The 20,402-nt window shown below is 40.1% G+C and carries 13 protein-coding genes; 9 read left to right on the plus strand and 4 right to left on the minus strand.

Annotation, left to right across the window (positions count from 1 at the left end; translation table 11 throughout):
* Positions 1–22 precede the first annotated feature (22 nt).
* Complete coding sequence (locus ACK1I8_RS14270) at positions 23–1,357, plus strand: MFS transporter (RefSeq protein ID WP_412466032.1); 1,335 nt, start codon at positions 23–25, stop codon at positions 1,355–1,357.
* A gap of 512 nt (positions 1,358–1,869) precedes the next feature.
* Here the strand turns inward: ACK1I8_RS14270 and ACK1I8_RS14275 are convergent.
* Positions 1,870–3,582 carry a RagB/SusD family nutrient uptake outer membrane protein gene (locus ACK1I8_RS14275; RefSeq protein WP_412466033.1) on the minus strand — a complete coding sequence of 571 codons (1,713 nt, stop codon included), beginning with the start codon at positions 3,580–3,582 and terminating at the stop codon, positions 1,870–1,872.
* A gap of 12 nt (positions 3,583–3,594) precedes the next feature.
* The gene (locus tag ACK1I8_RS14280; protein ID WP_412466034.1) at positions 3,595–6,825 is read right to left on the minus strand and encodes a SusC/RagA family TonB-linked outer membrane protein; all 3,231 of its coding nucleotides are present in this window, start codon (positions 6,823–6,825) and stop codon (positions 3,595–3,597) included.
* A gap of 539 nt (positions 6,826–7,364) precedes the next feature.
* Here ACK1I8_RS14280 and ACK1I8_RS14285 point away from each other — a divergent pair.
* Positions 7,365–8,663: a DEAD/DEAH box helicase gene (locus ACK1I8_RS14285; RefSeq protein ID WP_412466035.1), complete on the plus strand. Its 1,299-nt coding sequence runs from the start codon at positions 7,365–7,367 to the stop codon at positions 8,661–8,663.
* Between the two features lie 230 nt (positions 8,664–8,893).
* On the opposite strand, the gene leuS is transcribed toward ACK1I8_RS14285, so the two are convergent.
* Positions 8,894–11,722: a leucine--tRNA ligase gene (gene leuS / locus ACK1I8_RS14290; RefSeq protein WP_412466036.1), complete on the minus strand. Its 2,829-nt coding sequence runs from the start codon at positions 11,720–11,722 to the stop codon at positions 8,894–8,896.
* A 482-nt stretch (positions 11,723–12,204) separates the two neighbouring features.
* Positions 12,205–12,633, minus strand: coding sequence for a hypothetical protein (locus ACK1I8_RS14295; RefSeq protein ID WP_412466037.1), 429 nt, complete (start codon positions 12,631–12,633; stop codon positions 12,205–12,207).
* A 198-nt stretch (positions 12,634–12,831) separates the two neighbouring features.
* Here ACK1I8_RS14295 and ACK1I8_RS14300 point away from each other — a divergent pair, with 198 nt between their 5' ends.
* From ACK1I8_RS14300 to ACK1I8_RS14330, 7 genes are all read left to right on the plus strand, one after another.
* Positions 12,832–13,710 carry a cell division protein FtsX gene (locus tag ACK1I8_RS14300; protein WP_412466038.1) on the plus strand — a complete coding sequence of 293 codons (879 nt, stop codon included), beginning with the start codon at positions 12,832–12,834 and terminating at the stop codon, positions 13,708–13,710.
* Complete coding sequence (locus ACK1I8_RS14305) at positions 13,710–13,937, plus strand: DUF3098 domain-containing protein (protein WP_412466039.1); 228 nt, start codon at positions 13,710–13,712, stop codon at positions 13,935–13,937. The genes ACK1I8_RS14300 and ACK1I8_RS14305 overlap by 1 nt, the downstream gene beginning before the upstream one ends.
* Positions 13,938–14,006: 69 nt before the next feature.
* Positions 14,007–14,801, plus strand: a complete 795-nt coding sequence (locus ACK1I8_RS14310; protein WP_412466040.1) for an undecaprenyl-diphosphate phosphatase — start codon at positions 14,007–14,009, stop codon at positions 14,799–14,801.
* Between the two features lie 118 nt (positions 14,802–14,919).
* Positions 14,920–15,651 carry a tRNA pseudouridine(55) synthase TruB gene (gene truB / locus ACK1I8_RS14315; RefSeq protein WP_412466041.1) on the plus strand — a complete coding sequence of 244 codons (732 nt, stop codon included), beginning with the start codon at positions 14,920–14,922 and terminating at the stop codon, positions 15,649–15,651.
* The gene (locus ACK1I8_RS14320; protein ID WP_412466042.1) at positions 15,648–16,508 is read left to right on the plus strand and encodes a YitT family protein; all 861 of its coding nucleotides are present in this window, start codon (positions 15,648–15,650) and stop codon (positions 16,506–16,508) included. Before truB ends, ACK1I8_RS14320 begins: the two co-directional genes overlap by 4 nt.
* Before the next feature lie 11 nt (positions 16,509–16,519).
* On the plus strand, positions 16,520–17,506 hold the full coding sequence (locus tag ACK1I8_RS14325; protein WP_412466043.1) for a bifunctional riboflavin kinase/FAD synthetase: 987 nt from the start codon (positions 16,520–16,522) through the stop codon (positions 17,504–17,506).
* A gap of 668 nt (positions 17,507–18,174) precedes the next feature.
* Positions 18,175–20,391, plus strand: coding sequence for a cation:proton antiporter (locus ACK1I8_RS14330; RefSeq protein ID WP_412466044.1), 2,217 nt, complete (start codon positions 18,175–18,177; stop codon positions 20,389–20,391).
* Positions 20,392–20,402 lie beyond the last annotated feature (11 nt).

The following is a 20,402-nucleotide window of genomic DNA, read 5'->3' on the forward strand; positions in this document are numbered from 1 at the left end:
ATAAAGGAGCTTAAAATAATTAATGAACAAAACACTCTCGTTAAAACAAGAAATTGCCTACGCAGCGGGTATGATTGGCTGGAGTACGATGACCAACATCATCATCGTCATGCTGCCCTATTTTTACCTGCCCCCAAGCAACGCGGGTTTACCGCCTTTGGTACCACAGCTTGTTCTGTTGGGTGCATTTAATATCCTGTCGATAATTGCGGCCTCTGGCAGGCTGGTTGATGCCATTTACGATCCTTTCATCGCCTCAAGAAGCGATGCCAGCACCAATAAAAACGGCCGCAGAATGCCTTTTATGAAGTGGGCTATTGTGCCGGCCATGCTTTTCTGCGGACTGGTTTTTTATCCCATCCAAAAAACAGAAAGCCTGCATAATGCCTGGTGGCTCACCCTCACGCTCTGCTTGTTTTTTATATCGGTTACCACCTATATTATTCCCTATAATGCCTTACTGGCCGAGGTAACCAACACCCCTAGACAAAAAGTAAAATTATCCAGTTACCAGCAGGTGGGTTTTGTTATTGGCATTATTTTGTCGGCCTGTACAAACAATTTTGCCGATCTGGTTGAAGCTAATTTTCAGGTAGCCAACCGCAGCGAAGCCATTCAAGCGGCCATATGGGGGTTGTGCGTGCTCTCCGGATTGGTCATGTTATTGCCGGTGTTTTTTATCAATGAAAAAGAATTTTCTGTAGCAAAACCTACGCATGTACCATTATGGCCGGCAATTAAAAGTACTTTTAAAAACAGTAATTTTAAATACTACCTTATCTCTGATTTTGCCTTCTATACCGCACTGAGCATTATATCAAGCGGCTTATTATTCTTTTGTACGGTTTTATTGGGCTTACCGGAATCAGAAGGAGGCAAATTTATGGGTGCCATGGTTTTGGCTTCCCTCCTGTTTTACCCGATTGTTAATTTCGGATCTGCTAAAATTGGCAAAAAACCTTTTGTGTTGCTTGCCTTTGGTATATTGTGTTTAATTTTCGTTACCATTTTCTTTTTGGGTAAATTACCATTAGGGCCATATACGCAGATATATATGCTGGTATTATCGGCCTCTTTTCCATTGGCAGCACTGGGCATTTTACCTACTGCGATTCTGGCCGATATCGCCCAAAGAGACACTTTAAAAACTGGCGAAAACCACGAAGGTATGTTCTTCGCGGTGAAATATCTTTTTGTAAAACTTGGTCAAACATTAGGGATTGCCATTTTTGCTATGCTCACCATTTATGGTAAAGACCCTGGCAATGATTATGGGTTAAGGTTAAATGGTGTGGTAGGTTTTGGACTATGTTTAATAGCGCTGTTGTTTTTCAGCAGATTTAAAGAGGAGAAATAGTTCTAAGATAAGAAAAGATAAAACCCTATAACTTTTATTAATAGCATACTGTTGTAATATCTATTTCTTTTATGGAAAGCAATTGCTCTACTGCTTAGGTTACTATAGGCCCGCCCTTTGCTTAATCCCGATAAAATAAACGTATGAATTAAACCCTTTAGAATCGGGATAACGCTGTCGGTCAGGTTTATTTTACCAGCCGCAGTAGCTGTATTCTAGTCACTTAAAAAGTTTTATCTAAGCGTGATGCTTTTTCCTATTGCCAGCGGCTGAAAAATAAATGAGTGAAATAATCCTTAGTTAGGATAAAAAAAATTGTTACAAGCTTACATAAGATCTTCTATAGTCTGCTATAACTTAAAAATGTAAGAGGCTGTATCATAAGTGGAATTGTTATCCTGAGCTTGTCGAAGAACCTTGTTCTAAATGCTTTAAAGGCGTTTCGACAGGCTCAACGTGACAATTGGATGTAGAATTACAAATTATGATACAGCTTCTATTTATAAATTCACCTAATATCCGGTATTTTGTTTTAATGTGCCCTTACTTCTGTCAATCTGATCCTGAGGTAATGGAAAATATTCATCCCTGCTTTCAAAGGTTATGCCTTTCAGATAATCGAAGTACCCGCCTTCAAAAGAGAAATAACTTTCGAGCGTTTGTTTCGCTATGCCCCAACGTACCAGATCGAAAAACCGATGTCCCTCCATCGCCAGCTCTAGCCTGCGCTCAAACCGAACGGCATTTCTGGCGTAGGTAATATTAGGGAACGAGGTGTACGGACTTACTTTGTAGGCAGCAGCAGGCGCACCGTTTATCTGTTGCGGGGTAATTTTTGCAGCCCTGGCCCTCACAGCATTTACAAGTACTAAAGCCCTCGGCAGGTCGCCTTTTTCTACCGCACATTCTGCAGCCATGAGGTACACATCACCCAAACGGATCAGGTTTACATTTAATCCGGTTACGTTGGTGGTACCCGGCGCGGTGCCACTGGCAATCTGCGAAGCCTCTATGGTATTTTTAACGGCAACGAAAGGACCGCCATTTGAAGCATCACGAATCCAGGTGTCGCCTGCCATGATTCCCCAATCGCGATAAGGAATACCACGTCTGCCAATGGTCGATTCTATACGTGGATCAAAAGGTAAGGTTTTATCTACCACGTAATTATCTTTTGCTGATTCGGTTAAACCAAAATCTGATTTATAGGGGTTGTTACGGTAACTGCCATCCAATAAAGGCAATCCAGCTATATCAACCTTAAAAGAATTCGCCAAATCGATTGTTGGCTGGAAAAACCCACAGCAGTTGATCGGGGTGTTGCCATAAGGAAAATTCAGGATATCGCCAACATTTCCGTTATCTCCACCGGTACCATCAGTACCCACAGAGTGCTGAACAGACATGATGGTTTCCGGACCGTCTTCTTTGGTAATATCAAAATTATCTGAGTAAGGCATAGTGGTTAAGTCTGCTTTGGCCAAAATCACCGCATTCAGCAGATCGTAAGCTTCTGTATATTTTTTCTGATACAGGTAAACTTTACCAAGATAAGCCTGGGCTGCATATTTATCAACCCTCCCTTTTTGGTTTTTGGGTTTGGTTGTAGTCAAATTATCTACTGCGTATTGAAGATCAGCTATGATATTAGGATAAATATCTTTATCGTTAGGTACAAAGGTACCACTGCTGGCCTCGGTTACATACGGCACCATTTTAAATACCCTAACCAGGAAGAAATAATAATGTGCACGCAACAAACGGGCTTCACCTTGTATTTCCTTAGCACGGGCATCGCTAAATTTGGCAGAACCATTGCCTGCCTGTAAATTGGCCAATATTTTAAGGGTATTATTACAACGCTGAATGCCTTCAAAACACCTGTCCCAAAGATTCGATAAATTATCGTTTGTACTGGTTGGAGAATGTTGCTCAATGGCATTCATAGGGGGCTGATCGCCAACGCTACTGCCTTTATGGGCGTTATCTGAAGCTACTTCTCCAAAAAGCCATTGGCTGGGTGCAGCGCCGTAATTACCATAGGTACCGTTTACGTTGCCATTTAGCAGGCTATAGGCACCTACCAGTAAACCCTCCACCCCATCTTGAGTGGTTAGTTGTGCTTCTGTAAGTTCGCCCTGCGGTTGCAGGTTCAAAAATTCTTTCTTACACGAGAAGGTAGAAAAAATCAGAAAGGAGAGCAGAATATATTTTATATGTTTCATCTTTATTTATAGTTAAAATCCAACATTAATACCAATTAAAAACTGACGTGGAGAAGGATAAACACCCTGATCTACTCCCGGTGCAGAAAAAGTATCTGTAATCTGACTCACCTCCGGGTCCATACCAGTATACTTCGTGATTGTAAATAAATTGGTTGCGCTAACATATACCCGCAATTTGCTGATGGGCGAATTGGCACCGAATGCCTTAGCAGTAGGAATTGAATAACCAAGCTGTATATTCTTTAACCTTAAAAAACTTCCATCCTGAATATAATAGCTTGATGAGGCAAATTCCAGATCTGATGCGCCTGCATAGGCAGAAGGTATTAAACTGGTTGGATTTGAAGGACTCCATGCGTTTAACAGCCTGGTACTTTTTGCCCCATCGAAAGAAGGGAAATCGGTAAAATAACGTGTGGCCTGGAAAATATCATTGCCCTGAACACCATAGATGAATGCGGCAATATCAAAGTTTTTATAGGAGGCATTTAAGTTTACACCAACGGTAAAATCCGGATTGGGATCTCCGATAATGGTCCGGTCTTTTGGATCGATTACGCCATCGCCGTTAATATCCTGATAGCGTAAGCCACCAACCCTGGCGCCAGCATATGATGGATTGGCCTGAATATCGGCAGCACTCTGGTAAATTCCGGCAGTTTTGTACCCAAAAAAAGAACCAAATGGTGCACCTTCCTGCAGCACACTGGTTTGTAAACTCCTGTAATTACCATAAATCTGGTTAAAAATACCAGGGGCCAGCCTGACAATCTCATTTTTATTTTTAGAGAAATTTACACCAACATCAAATTTAAGCGGACTGTCATCTTTAATACCATAATGATAAGCCACATTAAACTCGATTCCTTTATTGCTCATGTCACCGATATTCACAAACGGTGAGCTACCTAAACCAACCACGCTGGAAGGTAAGGGAAGGTTATAAAGCATATCGGATGTTTTTTTGTCGTACCAATCAACCGATCCATCTATTGCACCTCCCCATAAACTAAAATCAAGTCCGATGTTCAGCGCTTTTAGCGATTCCCATTTTACATCGGCGTTTTGATAAGCATTTTGCCATACGCCCGTAGTTAATCCGTTTGCGCCACCAACGGCATAAGCAGAATTGATAATGGAACTTTGGAAACGGTTAATGTACTGATAAGGTGGGATCCGCTGATTTCCCGTCTGGCCGTAACCTACACGGAGTTTCAAATCACTCAGCCATTTTATGCTCTTCATAAATTCTTCTTCCGATAATCTCCAGGCTACACTTCCTGCAGGATAATTACCATATTTATTGTTCGGACCAAAGTTTGAAGAACCGTCACGTCTGAAGGTAATACTGGCCAGATAACGATCGCGATAAGAATAATCTGCTTTTCCAAATACAGAAAACAGTGAGCCTATGGAACCAAAACTGGTATTGCTGATATTGGAAGAGCCGGTACTCAGGTAATAATAATCCTGATTGCCTAAAATAAAGAAGTCATTTCTGCCTGCATTTAACTGCCGTGATTTTGACCTGATAGCTTCCGTACCCACCAGAATATTTACACGGTGTAATTCTTTAAAAACCTTACTGTAATTTAAAGTGTTGGTCCAGGTCCACTCGGTATTGTATCCCTGGTACTCGTTCAGGTTATTGGAGTTGTTGCCCTCAGAAAATTCGAGGTTTGGATAACGCATAGACAGGCCGTTAAAGTTTTCATAACGCAAACCAAAATTGGTTCTGAGCACCAGGCCGGGGATAATATCGCCTTCAGCAAAAACATTCCCGAAGAAGAAATTATTTTTGTTTTTATTATCTTTTGCACGGTAAAGAAAAGCGAGCGGATTCTCGGCGTTTCCCAGTTGGCTGCCCCTGCTGCCTGCAAAATTTCCGGCAATATCATAAACCGGGATAATGGTTGGTATTCGATAAGCCCAGCCCAATGCGCTGCCCTGATCCTGATAACTGCCCGGCGTATTGGGATTAACACCAAAACCATAACCTTCAGAATAACTATACTGTGCATTTTCGCCAAAACGGACACGCTTGTTAAAAGCCGATATACTGGTATTCGATCTTAAATTATACCTTTTAAATCCGGTATATTTTATGGTTCCTTTCTGATCGAGGTACCCGCTTGAAAAAGCGTAGGTTGCATTTTCGCCACCACCTGTTGCACTGATCTGATAATTCTGTACCGGTGCCGACTCTGTGATCTCATCAAACCAGTTGGTTCCTTCCTTATTTGCCCTTGTAATCTGATAAAACAAATTGGGATCGCGGCTGTAGTTATATTTGGAAGGATCGGCATCTGCAGCGGTAACATCCTGACCTAATTTAGAACCTGCCACCAGATAATCAGGCAGTACAGGAGTTGGCCCCGAACCATAGTTTTTGCCAGCTGCAATTGTTTTTCCCGCATTTGTATAGCCATCAAATACATACTGGGCATATTGCTGTGGGTTCATCATTTCCGGGAAGCTTCCTTTTCGTGGCGCCTGTGTACCATAATAAGAATCGAGCGTAATTTTTGGCAATCCTGTTACTCCTTTTTTTGTGGTAATAATTACAACCCCATTATTGGCCCGCGATCCGTAAATAGAAGCTGAAGAAGCATCTTTTAACACCTGCATGCTTTCAATGTCGTTTTGGTTAAGCCAGGATAGCTTGCCTTCAAAAGGAACACCATCAATTACATAAAGTGGTTCATTGTTATTGATCGTACTGATACCCCTGATACGGATTTGTGGGGTAGAACCAGGCGCTCCATCGTTGATGATCTGCACCCCCGTAGCCTTGCCCTGCAATGCTTCTACTGCACTAGCGGCGGGCTGGGCTTTCAACAGCCCCATACTCACCACTGCAACAGCACCCGTCAGATCCTTTTTCCGCTGACTTGAGTAACCCGTTACCACTACTTCTGATAATTTATTGTTTTCGGCCGTTAAAACGATGGAAAGATTGGTCTGGCCGCCTACGGCAACTTCATTTGATCTGTACCCGATAAAGGAAACTACGAGCACGTCGGTTGGTTTTGCAGCAATAGAAAATGTACCATTAGCGTCGGTTGTGGTGCCGCCAGGTCCATTTTTGATTTTTATCGTTGCCCCAACGATGGGTTGTTGATCATCACTGCCCGTAACTTTTCCGGTTACTTTGGTTTGGGCATCTGCCTTAAATACAAACAGCATAATCAGGCACAGGAGCACATAACTTCTCCTGAAAAAAGATAGATTTTGTTTCATAGGTTATTATGATTTAGGATTTTGAGCTAAAAAAAATGGCAATGCGCAGCATACAACAGCTTTAGTTGCCGCATTTTTTTAGTAAATAACTGGATTGATAGGCTTTTTTGCCCTTTTTAAACCTGTGGCAAATAAATCAGAATCGAATGCTCACAATGGCGGTGTACTGTTTTTTTCATAGTGTAATAATTGGTTAGATAGTTGGTTAGAAATTATAATATTTAAATCATATGTTATGTATACAAAAATGTAAACATAAAAAATACATTTAGAATAAAATAAATATACAAAAAATAAATAATTTACAGATACGTTGAATTAAAATACCAATTATTTTAATCGGCTTTCATTGCACCTGCATCCTGTACTGTGCACGACCGCACAAATAAGCAGGGTTTACTTTTCCACATTTTATTGTATCTTTGCCGCCGAAGCAGGAATAAGGGCTTGCCATTCTGAATGGCATATTCTCTCCGCAAGTTAGTCCTTCAATAATTGATTGTTCTAGCTTCTTCGATAAATATTACATAAAAACATACATGTTATTCAAAGAATTAAACCTCATTGAGCCCATTTTAAAGGCCCTTGAGACCGAAGGTTATTCACAACCAACACCCATACAGGAGCAATCCATCCCAACCATATTAAAAGGCAAGGATTTATTAGGCTGCGCACAAACCGGTACCGGAAAAACGGCTGCCTTTGCCATCCCTATGCTGCAATTACTGCACGAGAAACACATCAATACCAAGGCAACTAAAAATATCAAGGCACTGGTATTAACACCAACGCGCGAACTGGCCATCCAGATTGAGGAAAGCTTTAAAGCTTATGGCAAGAATTTAAATCTTCGCCATCTGGTCATTTTTGGCGGTGTAAACCAACATTCGCAGGTAGAGGCATTGAAAAAAGGAGTTGACATTTTAGTGGCCACCCCTGGCCGTTTACTTGATTTAATGAACCAGGGTTTTATTAACCTGAATACAATTGAACTGTTCGTTTTAGATGAGGCCGATCGGATGTTGGATATGGGCTTTATTCACGATGTGAAAAGAGTAGTGGCTAAATTGCCTGTTAAACGTCAGACTTTATTTTTCTCTGCAACCATGCCCGATGAAATTCAGAAACTGGCCAACACCATTTTGTCAAACCCGACTAAGGTAGAGGTTACTCCGGTTTCATCAACAGCCGAAACCATTAACCAATCCATTTATTTTGTGGATAAACCCGATAAAAAGAAACTTTTAATTCACCTTTTGCAGGATAAATCCATTGAAACGGCACTGGTTTTTACCCGGACCAAACATGGTGCCGACCGGATTGCGAAAGATCTGGGTCACGCCGGCATTAAAGCTGCTGCCATTCACGGTAACAAATCGCAAAATGCCAGGCAACGTGCGTTAAATGATTTCAAAGATAAAAATATCAGGGTACTGGTGGCTACTGATATTGCTGCCCGTGGGATTGATATCGAACAGCTGTCGCACGTTTTTAACTATGAATTACCCAACATTCCTGAATCTTATGTGCACAGGATTGGTCGTACGGGACGTGCAGGCGCGAACGGCTTTGCCATTTCGTTCTGTGATGCCGAAGAAAATGAGTATTTACTGGATATCCAGAAACTGATTAAAATTACTTTGCCTATTGTTGATGATCATCCTTATCCGCTAAGCTGGGAAAATATGCTGGCCAAAAACCAGGTTAAACGTAAACCACAGGCCCAATCTAAAGGTGGTGGCGGCGCTAAAAAAGGCGGCGATGGCAATATGAGTGGCAAACCGCGTAATGCTAGCAATAACAGGCGATTTGGCGGAAACAGAAGGAAAAGGGATTAGTGAGGCTGAAGGTTAGAAGGTGGAGGGCATAAGGCTTAAAACCCATAGCCTGGACAGCGTTAGGCTTATAAAAATAAACCCGGATTACGAAAACGTAACCCGGGTTTTTATATTTCTAGTTTAGTCGATTGCACGGAAAACCTTCGGCCCTATTAACCATCCGGCTTGCACCTCTCTAAGGACAATTGCAATGGAAAACCTTCCGCCCTATTACCTTCCGCTTTCTACCCTTAAACCACTACATTAATAATCTTTCCTTTAACGAAAATGATTTTTTTGGTCGGCTTTCCATCTAAAAATTTCTGGAATTGCTCATCGGCCAATAAAATGCTTTCTACTTCTGGTTGTGCTAAAGTTAAGCTCAAATTCAGGTTCATTTTCATTTTACCATTGATGGAAACCGGATAGGCAAACTCATCTTCTACTAAATACTCCGGATTGAATGTTGGGAAAGTGGCGTACGACAAAGTTCCTGCTTCATTTCCTAACAACACCCAAAGTTCTTCGCAGATATGTGGCGCATAAGGGGAAAGAATAATCACCATATCGCGTAAAATCTGACGGTTTTTACATCTCAGATCTGTTAATTCGTTTACCGCAATCATGAAACTGGATACAGAAGTATTGAATGAGAAACGCTCTATATCGTCCTGCACCTTTTTAATGATTTTGTGCAACGATTTTAATTCTGCTTTCGTAGGTTCAGCATCTGATACAGTGAATTCCCATGCCTCGTTGTGGAATAACCTCCAGAATTTACGCAAGAATTTGAATACACCTTCAATACCATTGGTGTTCCAGGGTTTGCTTTGCTCTAACGGACCCAAGAACATTTCATACATGCGCAAAGTATCAGCACCATAACGCTCAATCAAATCATCGGGATTGACCACGTTGAATTTTGATTTCGACATTTTTTCTACTTCAACGCCGCAGATGTATTTTCCACCTTCCAGAATGAATTCTGCATTGGCATATTCCTCCCTCCAGGCTTTGAATTTTGTTAGGTCTAAAGTATCGTTTTCAACAATGTTTACATCAACATGTAAGGCCGAAGTTTTGTATTCTTTTCTTAATCCAGCCGAAACATAGGTATTGGTAGGTTTTCCACTCTCATCGTGAATGCGGTAAACAAAATTACTCCTACCCTGTATCATTCCCTGGTTAATCAGTTTTTTGAAAGGCTCTTCTTCTTTAGTGTAACCCAAATCTTTCAAAAATTTATTCCAGAAACGGCTGTACAATAAGTGGCCGGTTGCATGTTCAGAACCACCGATGTACAAATCCACAGCCTTCCAGTATTCAACCGCTTCTTTCGAAGCAAATTCAGTATCATTATGGGCATCCATATAACGGTACCAGTACCAGCTGCTTCCAGCCCAACCCGGCATGGTACTCAGCTCGTAATGTCCGCCATCTTTTGGCAACCAGTTTTCAGCTCTCGCCAAAGGCGGTTCTCCGGTTTCTGTCGGTAAATATTTATCAATTTCAGGAAGCAACAATGGCAGTTCCTCTTCCTTAACCAAATAAGGCAATCCATCTTTAAAGTAAACCGGAATCGGCTCACCCCAATAACGCTGGCGACCAAAAATCGCGTCACGCTGGCGGAAGTTTACCTTTGCCTTGCCTGCGCCACGCTCTTCTAACCAGTTATTTAAAAAGGCAACCGCCTCTTTGTATTCCAATCCGTTAATAAAACCAGAATTGATGTACTTACCTTCTTTTGTTGGATCTGCCTGCACATCAATATCTTTTTGCGCATCTAAAATCTGCACAATCGGCAGATTAAAGTGTTTAGCAAATAACCAGTCGCGTTGATCGCCACTCGGCACTCCCATCACCGCACCAGTTCCATAGCCTGCCAATACATAATCAGCAATCCACAACTGCACGCGCTCGCCACTTACCGGATTAATCACATAAGTACCTGTAAAAGCACCCGATACCGTTTTGGTATCGGCCATACGGTCTAATTCCGATTTCTTTTTCGTCAACGCGATATAATCTTCAACAACTTGTTTTTGTTCAGGAGTGGTCAGTTCGGCAACCCATTCATGTTCCGGAGCCAAAACCAGGTACGATACCCCAAAAATGGTATCCACACGGGTGGTGAAAACCTCAATATATTTTTCAGTTTTCGGTTCTGAATTTTCAGTTTCTTCAACTGCCAACTGCGAATTATCAACTGCAAACTTTACGGATGCCCCAACACTTTTCCCGATCCAGTTACGCTGCATTTCTTTAATCGGCTCTGGCCAGTCGATGGTATCTAAACCTTGCAAAAGTCTGTCTGAATAAGCGGTAATACGCATGCTCCACTGCATCATTTTCTTTTGCTCAACCGGGAAACCACCTCGCTCCGAAAAACCATCTTTCACTTCATCATTGGCCAAAACCGTTCCTAATGCAGGGCACCAGTTTACGGTACTTTCACGAAGATAGGTTAAACGGTATTTAAGCAATTCGATCTGTTTTTCCTCTTCGGTAAAGGTTGCCCAATCGCTTGGCAAAAATACCCTGGTATCCTCATCGCAAACCGCCTTTACATCAGCAGTACCTGATGCATTGAATTTTTCGATCAGCGTGCTAATATCTTCAGCCCTATCGTTTTCAATGTTGTACCAGGAGTTGAACAATTGCATAAAAATCCATTGGGTCCACTTGTAATATGATGGCTCGCTGGTACGTACTTCCCTGCTCCAATCGAAAGAAAAACCAATCTGGTCTAACTGCCTGCGGTAGGTTGCAATATTCGCTTCGGTTGTAATGGCCGGATGCTGCCCGGTTTGTATGGCGTATTGCTCGGCAGGTAACCCGAACGAATCGTAACCCATCGGGTGCAATACATTAAAGCCTTTAAGGCGTTTATATCTTGAAAAAATATCTGATGCAATGTAACCCAGCGGGTGACCAACGTGTAAGCCTGCTCCTGAAGGATAAGGAAACATATCTAGCACATAATATTTTGGTTTCTCAGAATTGCTTTCGGCTTTAAACGTTTGATGATCTGCCCAAAATTTCTGCCACTTTTGTTCTATTTCTTTAAATTGGTAATCCATTGCAAGTTTTAAATTTTTAAAGCGGCGAAAATACGGAAATTAAGGGGCTTAAAAAAGGAGATTCAGGATAATATTTTACCAAAAAAAATGCAGAATATGAATAAGTTAATACTAAAACCAATGTTTTTAGTGTTTAATTAAACGTACCATCTTACTATCAGCAGCATTTAAGATAACTGGCGTATTTATCCTGTGTTTTATGTCAGCAGGCAACAGCAGAAAATACAATTAAGATAAAATAAATCTTATCCTTGAAGTTAGCTATCACCATCTGGCTTGCTATCAAAATAAATCTGATTTTCAATTCATTGTCAGCTGTTAACAACCGGACGCCACCGCTAAACTCCGATCTAAATATTCCCTATTCAAACAATTCCAGGTGAAATAATTGTCATCTCGTCGGTTGGCCACAAACCACGCCAACAAAAAAGCGCCATTGATCTAAAACCAATGGCGCAGCAAATAATCGGGGGATTAAGATCCTATCTCGATAAAGAATATACTTTAGTTACGTTTGTTTTATCAATTTTGGCAGTAAACTCTAATTTGTTTGCCGTAATACTGTTTATCTTACAATAATTCAACCCGTCATTAATGTCCATGGTAAACTGATCAGAATAGATGATCACATAAGTGCCGATCGTTCTGTTACCTGATAAACTCAACTCTACCTGGTCATCGTTATTAGGTTTGAAATCGACATAATCACTGGATGTACCATAATTAACTGTTCCATTCATTTTTTTTGGATCTTTCAATGTTTCTTCAGCAGTATAGCCAGAAGTTACAATTTTGTTTAACGTCCATCTCCCTAACATCTGAGCTTTTAAAGATGTACTGTCTTTTTTGCAGGAAACAATGGTAGAGGCGATAAGTAAGAATAAGCTCAGGATGGTAATTTGTCTGTTCATAGTTAAATTTAGTTTTAGGATATCCATAATTAACGCCATTTTAGCAAATTTCGTACCGCCTTTATAAAAAGAATCAGATTTGAGCGAAAATTTAATCTTCAAACTAAAAGCTGATCGCAAACGTTAGTTCATTTAGCAATCATTAATTGGTGTTTATCAGGTATAATTTATATTTTCGCAGAAACAAAAATGAAATACATGGAAGAATTCGAAGTAAGTGATGCATCTAAGAAAACCAAAACCGTTTACATCTCTACTATCATTAGTATTGCTTTGGTTTTATTAATGCTGGGGTTGCTTGGTTTAGTACTTGTACACGCCAAAAATCTCTCTAACTACGTTAAAGAAAACATTGTTTTAAACATTATTGTTGATGAAGGCGCAAAAGAAGCCGACGTTTTGGCTTTCCAAAAAGAGCTTAATGCCAACCCGGCTGTAAAACAGACCCAATATGTAAATAAAGAACTTGCAGCGAGAAACCTGACCCAGGATTTAGGTGAGGATTTTGTTAATTTCTTAGGATACAATCCACTAACTTCAACTTTCGATGTGTATTTAAAAGCGGAATATGCAAACAATAAAAGCATCGATGCTTTGAAAACCAGTATTTCTAAAAATCCTGTAGTGAAAGAAGTGGTTTATCAAAGTTCTTTAATTGATATGGTAAACAAAAATATCAATACCATTGGTTTAATTATTTTAGCCTTCGCCGCACTATTATTAATTATCTCTATCGCGTTGATTAACAACACCATAAGGCTAGCAATCTACTCACAGCGCTTTTTAATTAAAAGTATGCAGCTGGTTGGTGCAACGAAAAATTTTATCCGACGTCCTTTCCTACTGTATGCTGCTTTGCATGGCTTAATTGCTGCATTTATAGCCATTATTATTTTATTGGCCACTTTAATTTATGCGCGTAAGGAGGTGCCTGAAATTATTATTTTGAATAATTACCAGGAATTTGGCTTTGTGTTTATAGGCCTTTTAATGGTGGGTATTTTTATAACAGGTATTAGTACATGGTTTGCAGTAAGCAGATATTTACGTTTAAAATCTTATCATCTTTATAGATAATGGCAGAAAAAAAAACAGGTCCTGTTGTAAAGGACGTTAAAAGCGAATTGGTTTTCACCAAAAAAAACTATCAGTTATTGTTGATCAGCATTGCAATTGTAGCTATTGGTTTTATCCTGATGATGGGTACTACTGGTAATATTTACGATTTCAGAAGAACTTTACTGGCGCCATTGGTGGTATTGGCAGGTTTTGCTTTTGGTATTTATGCCATTTTAAAAAAATAATCGGGTGGTAAAGTATTATATCTAAAGCGTTTAATTAACTAATTAAACGTTTTCTTTCTTTTCTAAAATATGAACGCTTTTGAAGCCATTGTCCTTGCTATTGTTGAAGGACTGACTGAATTTCTACCTGTATCGAGCACCGGCCACATGATCATTGCATCATCGCTCATGGGCATTGCATCAGAACCATTTGTAAAACTTTTTACCATTGTCATCCAACTCGGTGCCATACTTTCGGTGCTTGTCCTCTATTTTAAAAGATTCTTCAAATCAATAAACTTCTACATTAAATTGCTTGTGGCCTTTATTCCGGCAGCGGTATTTGGCCTGCTATTAAGCAAAAAGATCGACGAATTATTAGAAAGCCCAATGGCGGTTGGTATCTCTTTATTAGTTGGCGGTGTCATTTTATTATTTGTAGACAAATGGTTTAATCAACCGACAGTTAATAAGGAGGAAGAGGTAACTTATTTAACGGCACTTAAAATTGGTTTTTTTCAGTGTATTGCCATGTTACCAGGCGTATCGCGTTCCGGAGCAACTATTGTGGGTGGTATGAGTCAGAAATTGAGCAGAAAAGTAGCTGCAGAATTCTCATTTTTCCTGGCCGTGCCTACGATGTTTGCAGCAACCGCCAAAAAACTTTACGATTTTTATAAAGAAGGCCACACCATTACCCACGACCAGACGAATATGCTGATTATTGGAAACGTAGTGGCATTTATTGTGGCCCTGCTGGCGATAAAAAGTTTTATCGGATACCTGAACAAACACGGTTTTAAAGTTTTCGGGTGGTATAGGATTGCTGCAGGACTGATTATTATTATCCTGTTATTAAGTGGGCATAACCTACAGATTATATAATAAGCAAAACCTTGACTAAAGATTTACAAGGCAAACACCGGTGATGATTATCGGTGCACATCCTTTTTACCTGTGGTAAAAGCGACACTGAATCCGTATCTTTGCGCAAAAAAGATTTGTGAGCACCGAAAATCCTAAATTTAAAGATTTCAATTTTGCCGAAGGCGAATTGCTTTTAATTAACAAACCGTACAAATGGACTTCATTTGATGTGGTAGGCAAAATCCGTAATTCTTTAAAACCGTTAAAACTTAAGGTTGGCCATGCCGGCACTTTAGATCCCCTTGCTACCGGTCTGTTGGTTATCTGTACAGGCAAACTGACTAAACAAATAGATACTTTTCAGGCTGAAGAGAAAGAATATACCGGTACCATGATATTAGGGGCCACTACCCCATCGTTTGATATGGAAACCGAAGTTGATGAAACATTCGGTATCGGCAACATTAGCGAAGAAGAAATTTATGCGGCCTGCAAGCCTTTTATTGGCGATATAGAACAATATCCGCCTGCGCATTCTGCTGTAAAGGTTAATGGTGAACGTTTATATGTAAAAGCCAGATTGGGCGAAGAAGTGGAATTAAGGAAACGTTTTGTAAGTGTACCTGAATTTGAAATCACAAGGATTGAATTGCCGGAAATCGATTTCAGGATTGTTTGCAGCAAAGGCACATACATCCGCTCATTAATATCCGATTTCGGTAAAACTTTAAATAACGGTGCTTACCTTTCCAAACTCACCCGTACCCGAAGCGGAAACTTTATGCTAAAAGATGCGTTTGAGGTATTAGAACTTGTTAATTATATTCGCAGTAAGAAAGAAGAAGTTAAAACTGAAGCAGGAGTATGAACCATATCAAAAACAGGAACACCAGGTTTATAAAAGAAATCCTTTTGATTATTGCAGGTGTAACTTCGGCATGTTTTGGCTTAAAAAGCTTTTTAATGCCCAGTCATTTTATAGATGGTGGTGTTACTGGTATATCCCTTTTGGTAAGCACCTTAACGGGCTGGAATTTATCATACCTGATCGTCTTTATCAACATTCCGTTTGTTATTTTAGGTTACAGGCAAATTGGTAAAGGCTTTGCACTGAAAACGGCTATTGCCATTGCTACACTGTCACTGGCTTTGATTATCCTTCCTTTCCAGCCGATTACGCACGATAAATTGCTGATTGCATTTTTTGGCGGTTTGTTTTTAGGCGGGGGAATCGGATTGGCTATGCGTGGGGGCTGTGTAATTGATGGTACGGAGGTTTTAGCACTTTACATCAGCAAAAACAGCATTTTAACCGTAGGAAATATCATCCTGATTTTAAATATCATCATTTTTGCATTCGCTGCTTATTTCCTAAACATTGAAACGGCGCTATACGCCATTCTAACCTATTTATCAGCATCCAGCACTATTGACTTTATCGTAAACGGCTTAGAACAGTACACCGGTGTCACCGTTATCTCAGACCACCAGGAGGCCATTAAAGATTTCATTATCAACGATATGAAACGTGGTGTTACGATTTATAAAGGCGAAGGTGGGTATGGAGAAAAAAAAGATATCGATATCATTTTTACTGTAGTTACCAAACTGGAAATGAGCAAATTGCAAACCGCTATCCGGCAGATTGATTCGGATGCGTTTGTGATCCAACAGCAGATTGCCGATTTAAAAGGCGGCGTAGTAAAACGCCATGCGTTACATTAATCCTAATCCCATTGAAGATATACAATAACCTTTCGGAATTTAAAAAATTAGCTAATGCCATTGTTACCATCGGTACTTTTGATGGTGTTCATTTCGGACATCAGAAAATCATCAGACAACTGGTACAAAAGGCAAAGGCCGATAATGGGGAAAGTGTAATTTTAACATTTTTCCCGCACCCAAGAATGATTATTGATCCTGAAAACCAGGATCTGAAAATGATTAATACCATTAATGAAAAAGCCGAAATTTTAAAAGGTTTAGGTGTAGATCATCTGATTATTACGCCTTTTACCCGCGATTTCTCCAATCAGCTACCAGAAGATTACATTAAAAATATTCTGGTTGATAACATTGGCACCAAACACATTATTATCGGTTACGATCACCGTTTTGGGAAAGACCGCTCTGGCAATTTAGATGTTTTAAAAGCTGCCGGCGCACATTTCGGCTTTACGGTTGAAGAAATTATGGAACAGGACATCCACGATGTGGCGGTGAGTTCGACCAAGATCCGCCAGGCACTTTTGGCCGGCGATGTTGGACTGGCAAACGATTACCTCGGCTACCCCTTCTCGATTTTTGGCAGGGTAATTAAAGGTGATAAAATAGGCAGAACAATTGGTTTTCCGACTGCAAATATTTTTGTTGAGGAAACCTATAAATTAATTCCAGGCGATGGTATTTATGCGGTTACTGTTGAAATGGAGTCCGAAGTCCGGGGTCTGGAGTCTGAAGTACCTACCCCTAAACCCTCAGCCCTAAACCCTCAGCCCTATAAAGGTATGGCCTATATCGGGCAGCGGCCAACCATTAACGGGATGACCAGAAATATTGAGGTTAATATTTTCGATTTCAACCAGGAAATTTATGGACAGGATATCAAGATGAATTTCCTGAAATTCTTACGTCATGATGTAAAATTTACAGGTTTGGAAGCTTTAACCCTACAGTTACAAAAAGATAAGGAAGCCACTTTAGCTTACTTTGGCGGGTAGATAGTTTTCAGCTTATCCTAAGGTCGTCATCTCGACTGAAACGAAGTGGAATGGAGAGATCTTATTTAAATAGATTTCTCGACTTCGTTGCACTCCGCTCGAAAGGACGATAACCTGAAAACATGTGATTTTACAAAATTCAATTTTAGTAATCCAATTCAAAAGTCAGTTTTACCTAATTTCCCTTTCAAAAAAGCCTTATTTTCGCTATATTAGCAGCAATGAGGCTTTTTTACATCATTTTATTTCTATTTCTCTCTATAAATTTTGCTGGCATCGCATCGCAAAAAAAAAGAAATGAGGTACAATCAAAATACTCAAAAATAACTTTCGTTACATATAAAAAAGTCATCAAACACCATTTTGGTTTCAGTCAGGATCACGAAACCCTGGAAAAAGATTTTATCAATATCTCCCCTGTAAAAATACATTATAGCGCCTTTGTACTGATCACTCTTTTGCTATTTCTTCTTCTTAAGAACAAAAACGTTAATAACAAAGTTGTAATCAAAAGATTGAAATATAATTATTGGTGTTTGTTTAAGATGCTCTACCCAAAACACGTTTTTTGGTAAATCAAATCAATCATATGGCTGCCAGCGATCGTCACCATTGGCCGTTGCTTCAGCCGAATTTAAAATTTTTAGTTTTTAACATTTTAAAATAAAATGATTCATTTACCAGATTTAATTGCCGATTTAGGATTGATACTTGCTGCTGCAGGTATAACAACATTATTATTTAAAAAAATTAAACAGCCGCTGGTGTTGGGTTATATCTTGGCTGGCTTATTGGTTGGTCCGCACTTTAGTTTGCTGCCAACAGTAACCGACCAGAAAAGTGTAACCATATGGGCCGAAATAGGGGTTATATTTCTTTTATTCAGTTTAGGTTTAGAGTTTAGCTTTAAAAAGTTAGTCAAAGTTGGTGGCTCCTCATCCATAACGGCGATTGTTGAAGTGCTGTTTATGCTTTTAATTGGCTATGCAGCCGGCTCACTTATGGGCTGGAATACAATGGACAGCATCTTTTTAGGCGGTATCTTATCGGTATCTTCCACAACGATTATCATCCGGGCCTTTGAGGAACTTGGCGTAAAACATAAGAAATTCGCAGGACTGGTTTTCGGTGTACTGATTGTGGAAGATTTAGTTGCCATTTTATTGCTGGTACTCCTTTCTACATTAGCGGTGAGTCAGCAATTTGCCGGTTCAGAAATGCTCATTTCTATATTAAAGCTTGCATTTTTTCTCGTGTTATGGTTTTTAGCGGGCATTTTCCTAATTCCAACCTTCTTAAAAGCCACTCGAAAATTAATGAATGATGAAACCATGCTGGTGGTATCTTTAGCCTTGTGCCTGGTTATGGTATTGCTTGCTGTAAAAGTTGGTTTTTCTCCGGCACTTGGCGCGTTTATCATGGGATCAATACTGGCCGAAACTACCCAGGCTGAAAAGATAGAACACCTGACAAAATCTGTTAAAGATTTGTTTGCCGCGGTTTTCTTTGTTTCGGTGGGTATGTTAATTGATCCTAAAGTTTTGGTTGATTATGCCTTTCCGATTCTTATTGTTACCCTCGCTACAATAGTTGGTAAATTAATCAGCAGCTCCTTAGGTGCTTTATTATCCGGCCAGCCTTTAAAAACCTCTGTACAGGCGGGAATGAGTCTGGCACAGATCGGCGAATTTTCATTCATTATTGCCACCCTGGGTTTAACGCTTAAGGTTACCAGTGAATTTCTTTATCCGATTGCCGTAGCAGCCTCGGCCATTACCACTTTTACCACTCCCTATTTAATCAAGTCATCAGAAAGTTTTTATAATTTTCTAAACCGGGTTTTACCACAAAAATGGTTAGATGGGATTCAGAGATACAGTTCCAGTACTGCCGGAATTACGACACTAAGCGATTGGAAAATCCTGTTACGTTCCTACATTTTCAATACCATTATCCACTCCGTAATTATTATCGCCATTATTTTTCTTACCTCAAGGTTTTTACAGCCTTTTATGGTCAAGAACATCACCAATGGCCTGCCTTCCATTTTAATCAGTGTGGGACTTTCGTTTATTTTGATGTCTCCCTTTCTTTGGGCGCTTTCTATCCGCAGGATTCAGAAAACCGCCTACTCGCACCTGTGGTTAAATAAAAAATATACGCGCGGCCCGCTAATTGCCATCGAATTTTTCAGGATTGCGCTCGGCATATTCTTCGTCGGATTTTTGATGTATGAGTTTTTTGACACCTGGGTTGCGGCCATGATTGCTTTGGTTTTAATTGTACTCGGAATGGTTATCTTTTCCAGAAAACTGCAGTCGTTTTATGATAAACTGGAACGCCGTTTTATCCGGAATTTAAATGCCAGGGAAAATCAAAAACCAGATATTTTACCTTGGGATACCCATCTTACCGAACTTAAGGTATCGCCCGAATCGGAGGTAGTTGGAAAAACGCTGAACGAACTGATGATCAGGGAAAAATATGGGGTTAATATCGCCTTAATCGAACGAGGGAGAAATAATATCCCAACACCAGGCAGAGATGAAAGACTTTATCCACACGATAAATTGTTATTGATCGGTGCGGATGACCAACTTGCAGCGGTTAAGGCACTTTTAGAGGTTAATGCTCCGGAGATAACCGAAGAAAATAATTTCCCGGATAAAGAAATGTCGCTGCAAAAAGTTGTGGTTCATACTGAATCGCCTGTTTATGGCATGAGTATCAGAAATGCAGGTATCCGCGAAAAAGCGCAGGCTTTAATTGTAGGTATAGAAAGAGGCGCCGAACGCATCTTAAATCCTTCTTCGGATTTTGTGTTTGATAACGGTGATGTCATCTGGATTGTAGGGAACAATAAAAAGATTAAAGAAGTGATTTAAAAGTCGGCATC

It is taken from the genome of Pedobacter sp. KLB.chiD, assembly GCF_047040275.1.
GTDB lineage: Bacteria > Bacteroidota > Bacteroidia > Sphingobacteriales > Sphingobacteriaceae > Pedobacter.

Coding starts and splice junctions, on each gene's coding strand:
- ACK1I8_RS14270 (WP_412466032.1), top strand. CDS start 23: ATGAACAAAACACTCTCGTTAAAACAAGAAATTGCCTACGCAGCGGGT.
- ACK1I8_RS14275 (WP_412466033.1), bottom strand. CDS start 3,582: ATGAAACATATAAAATATATTCTGCTCTCCTTTCTGATTTTTTCTACC.
- ACK1I8_RS14280 (WP_412466034.1), bottom strand. CDS start 6,825: ATGAAACAAAATCTATCTTTTTTCAGGAGAAGTTATGTGCTCCTGTGC.
- ACK1I8_RS14285 (WP_412466035.1), top strand. CDS start 7,365: ATGTTATTCAAAGAATTAAACCTCATTGAGCCCATTTTAAAGGCCCTT.
- leuS (WP_412466036.1), bottom strand. CDS start 11,722: ATGGATTACCAATTTAAAGAAATAGAACAAAAGTGGCAGAAATTTTGG.
- ACK1I8_RS14295 (WP_412466037.1), bottom strand. CDS start 12,633: ATGAACAGACAAATTACCATCCTGAGCTTATTCTTACTTATCGCCTCT.
- ACK1I8_RS14300 (WP_412466038.1), top strand. CDS start 12,832: ATGGAAGAATTCGAAGTAAGTGATGCATCTAAGAAAACCAAAACCGTT.
- ACK1I8_RS14305 (WP_412466039.1), top strand. CDS start 13,710: ATGGCAGAAAAAAAAACAGGTCCTGTTGTAAAGGACGTTAAAAGCGAA.
- ACK1I8_RS14310 (WP_412466040.1), top strand. CDS start 14,007: ATGAACGCTTTTGAAGCCATTGTCCTTGCTATTGTTGAAGGACTGACT.
- ACK1I8_RS14320 (WP_412466042.1), top strand. CDS start 15,648: ATGAACCATATCAAAAACAGGAACACCAGGTTTATAAAAGAAATCCTT.
- ACK1I8_RS14330 (WP_412466044.1), top strand. CDS start 18,175: ATGATTCATTTACCAGATTTAATTGCCGATTTAGGATTGATACTTGCT.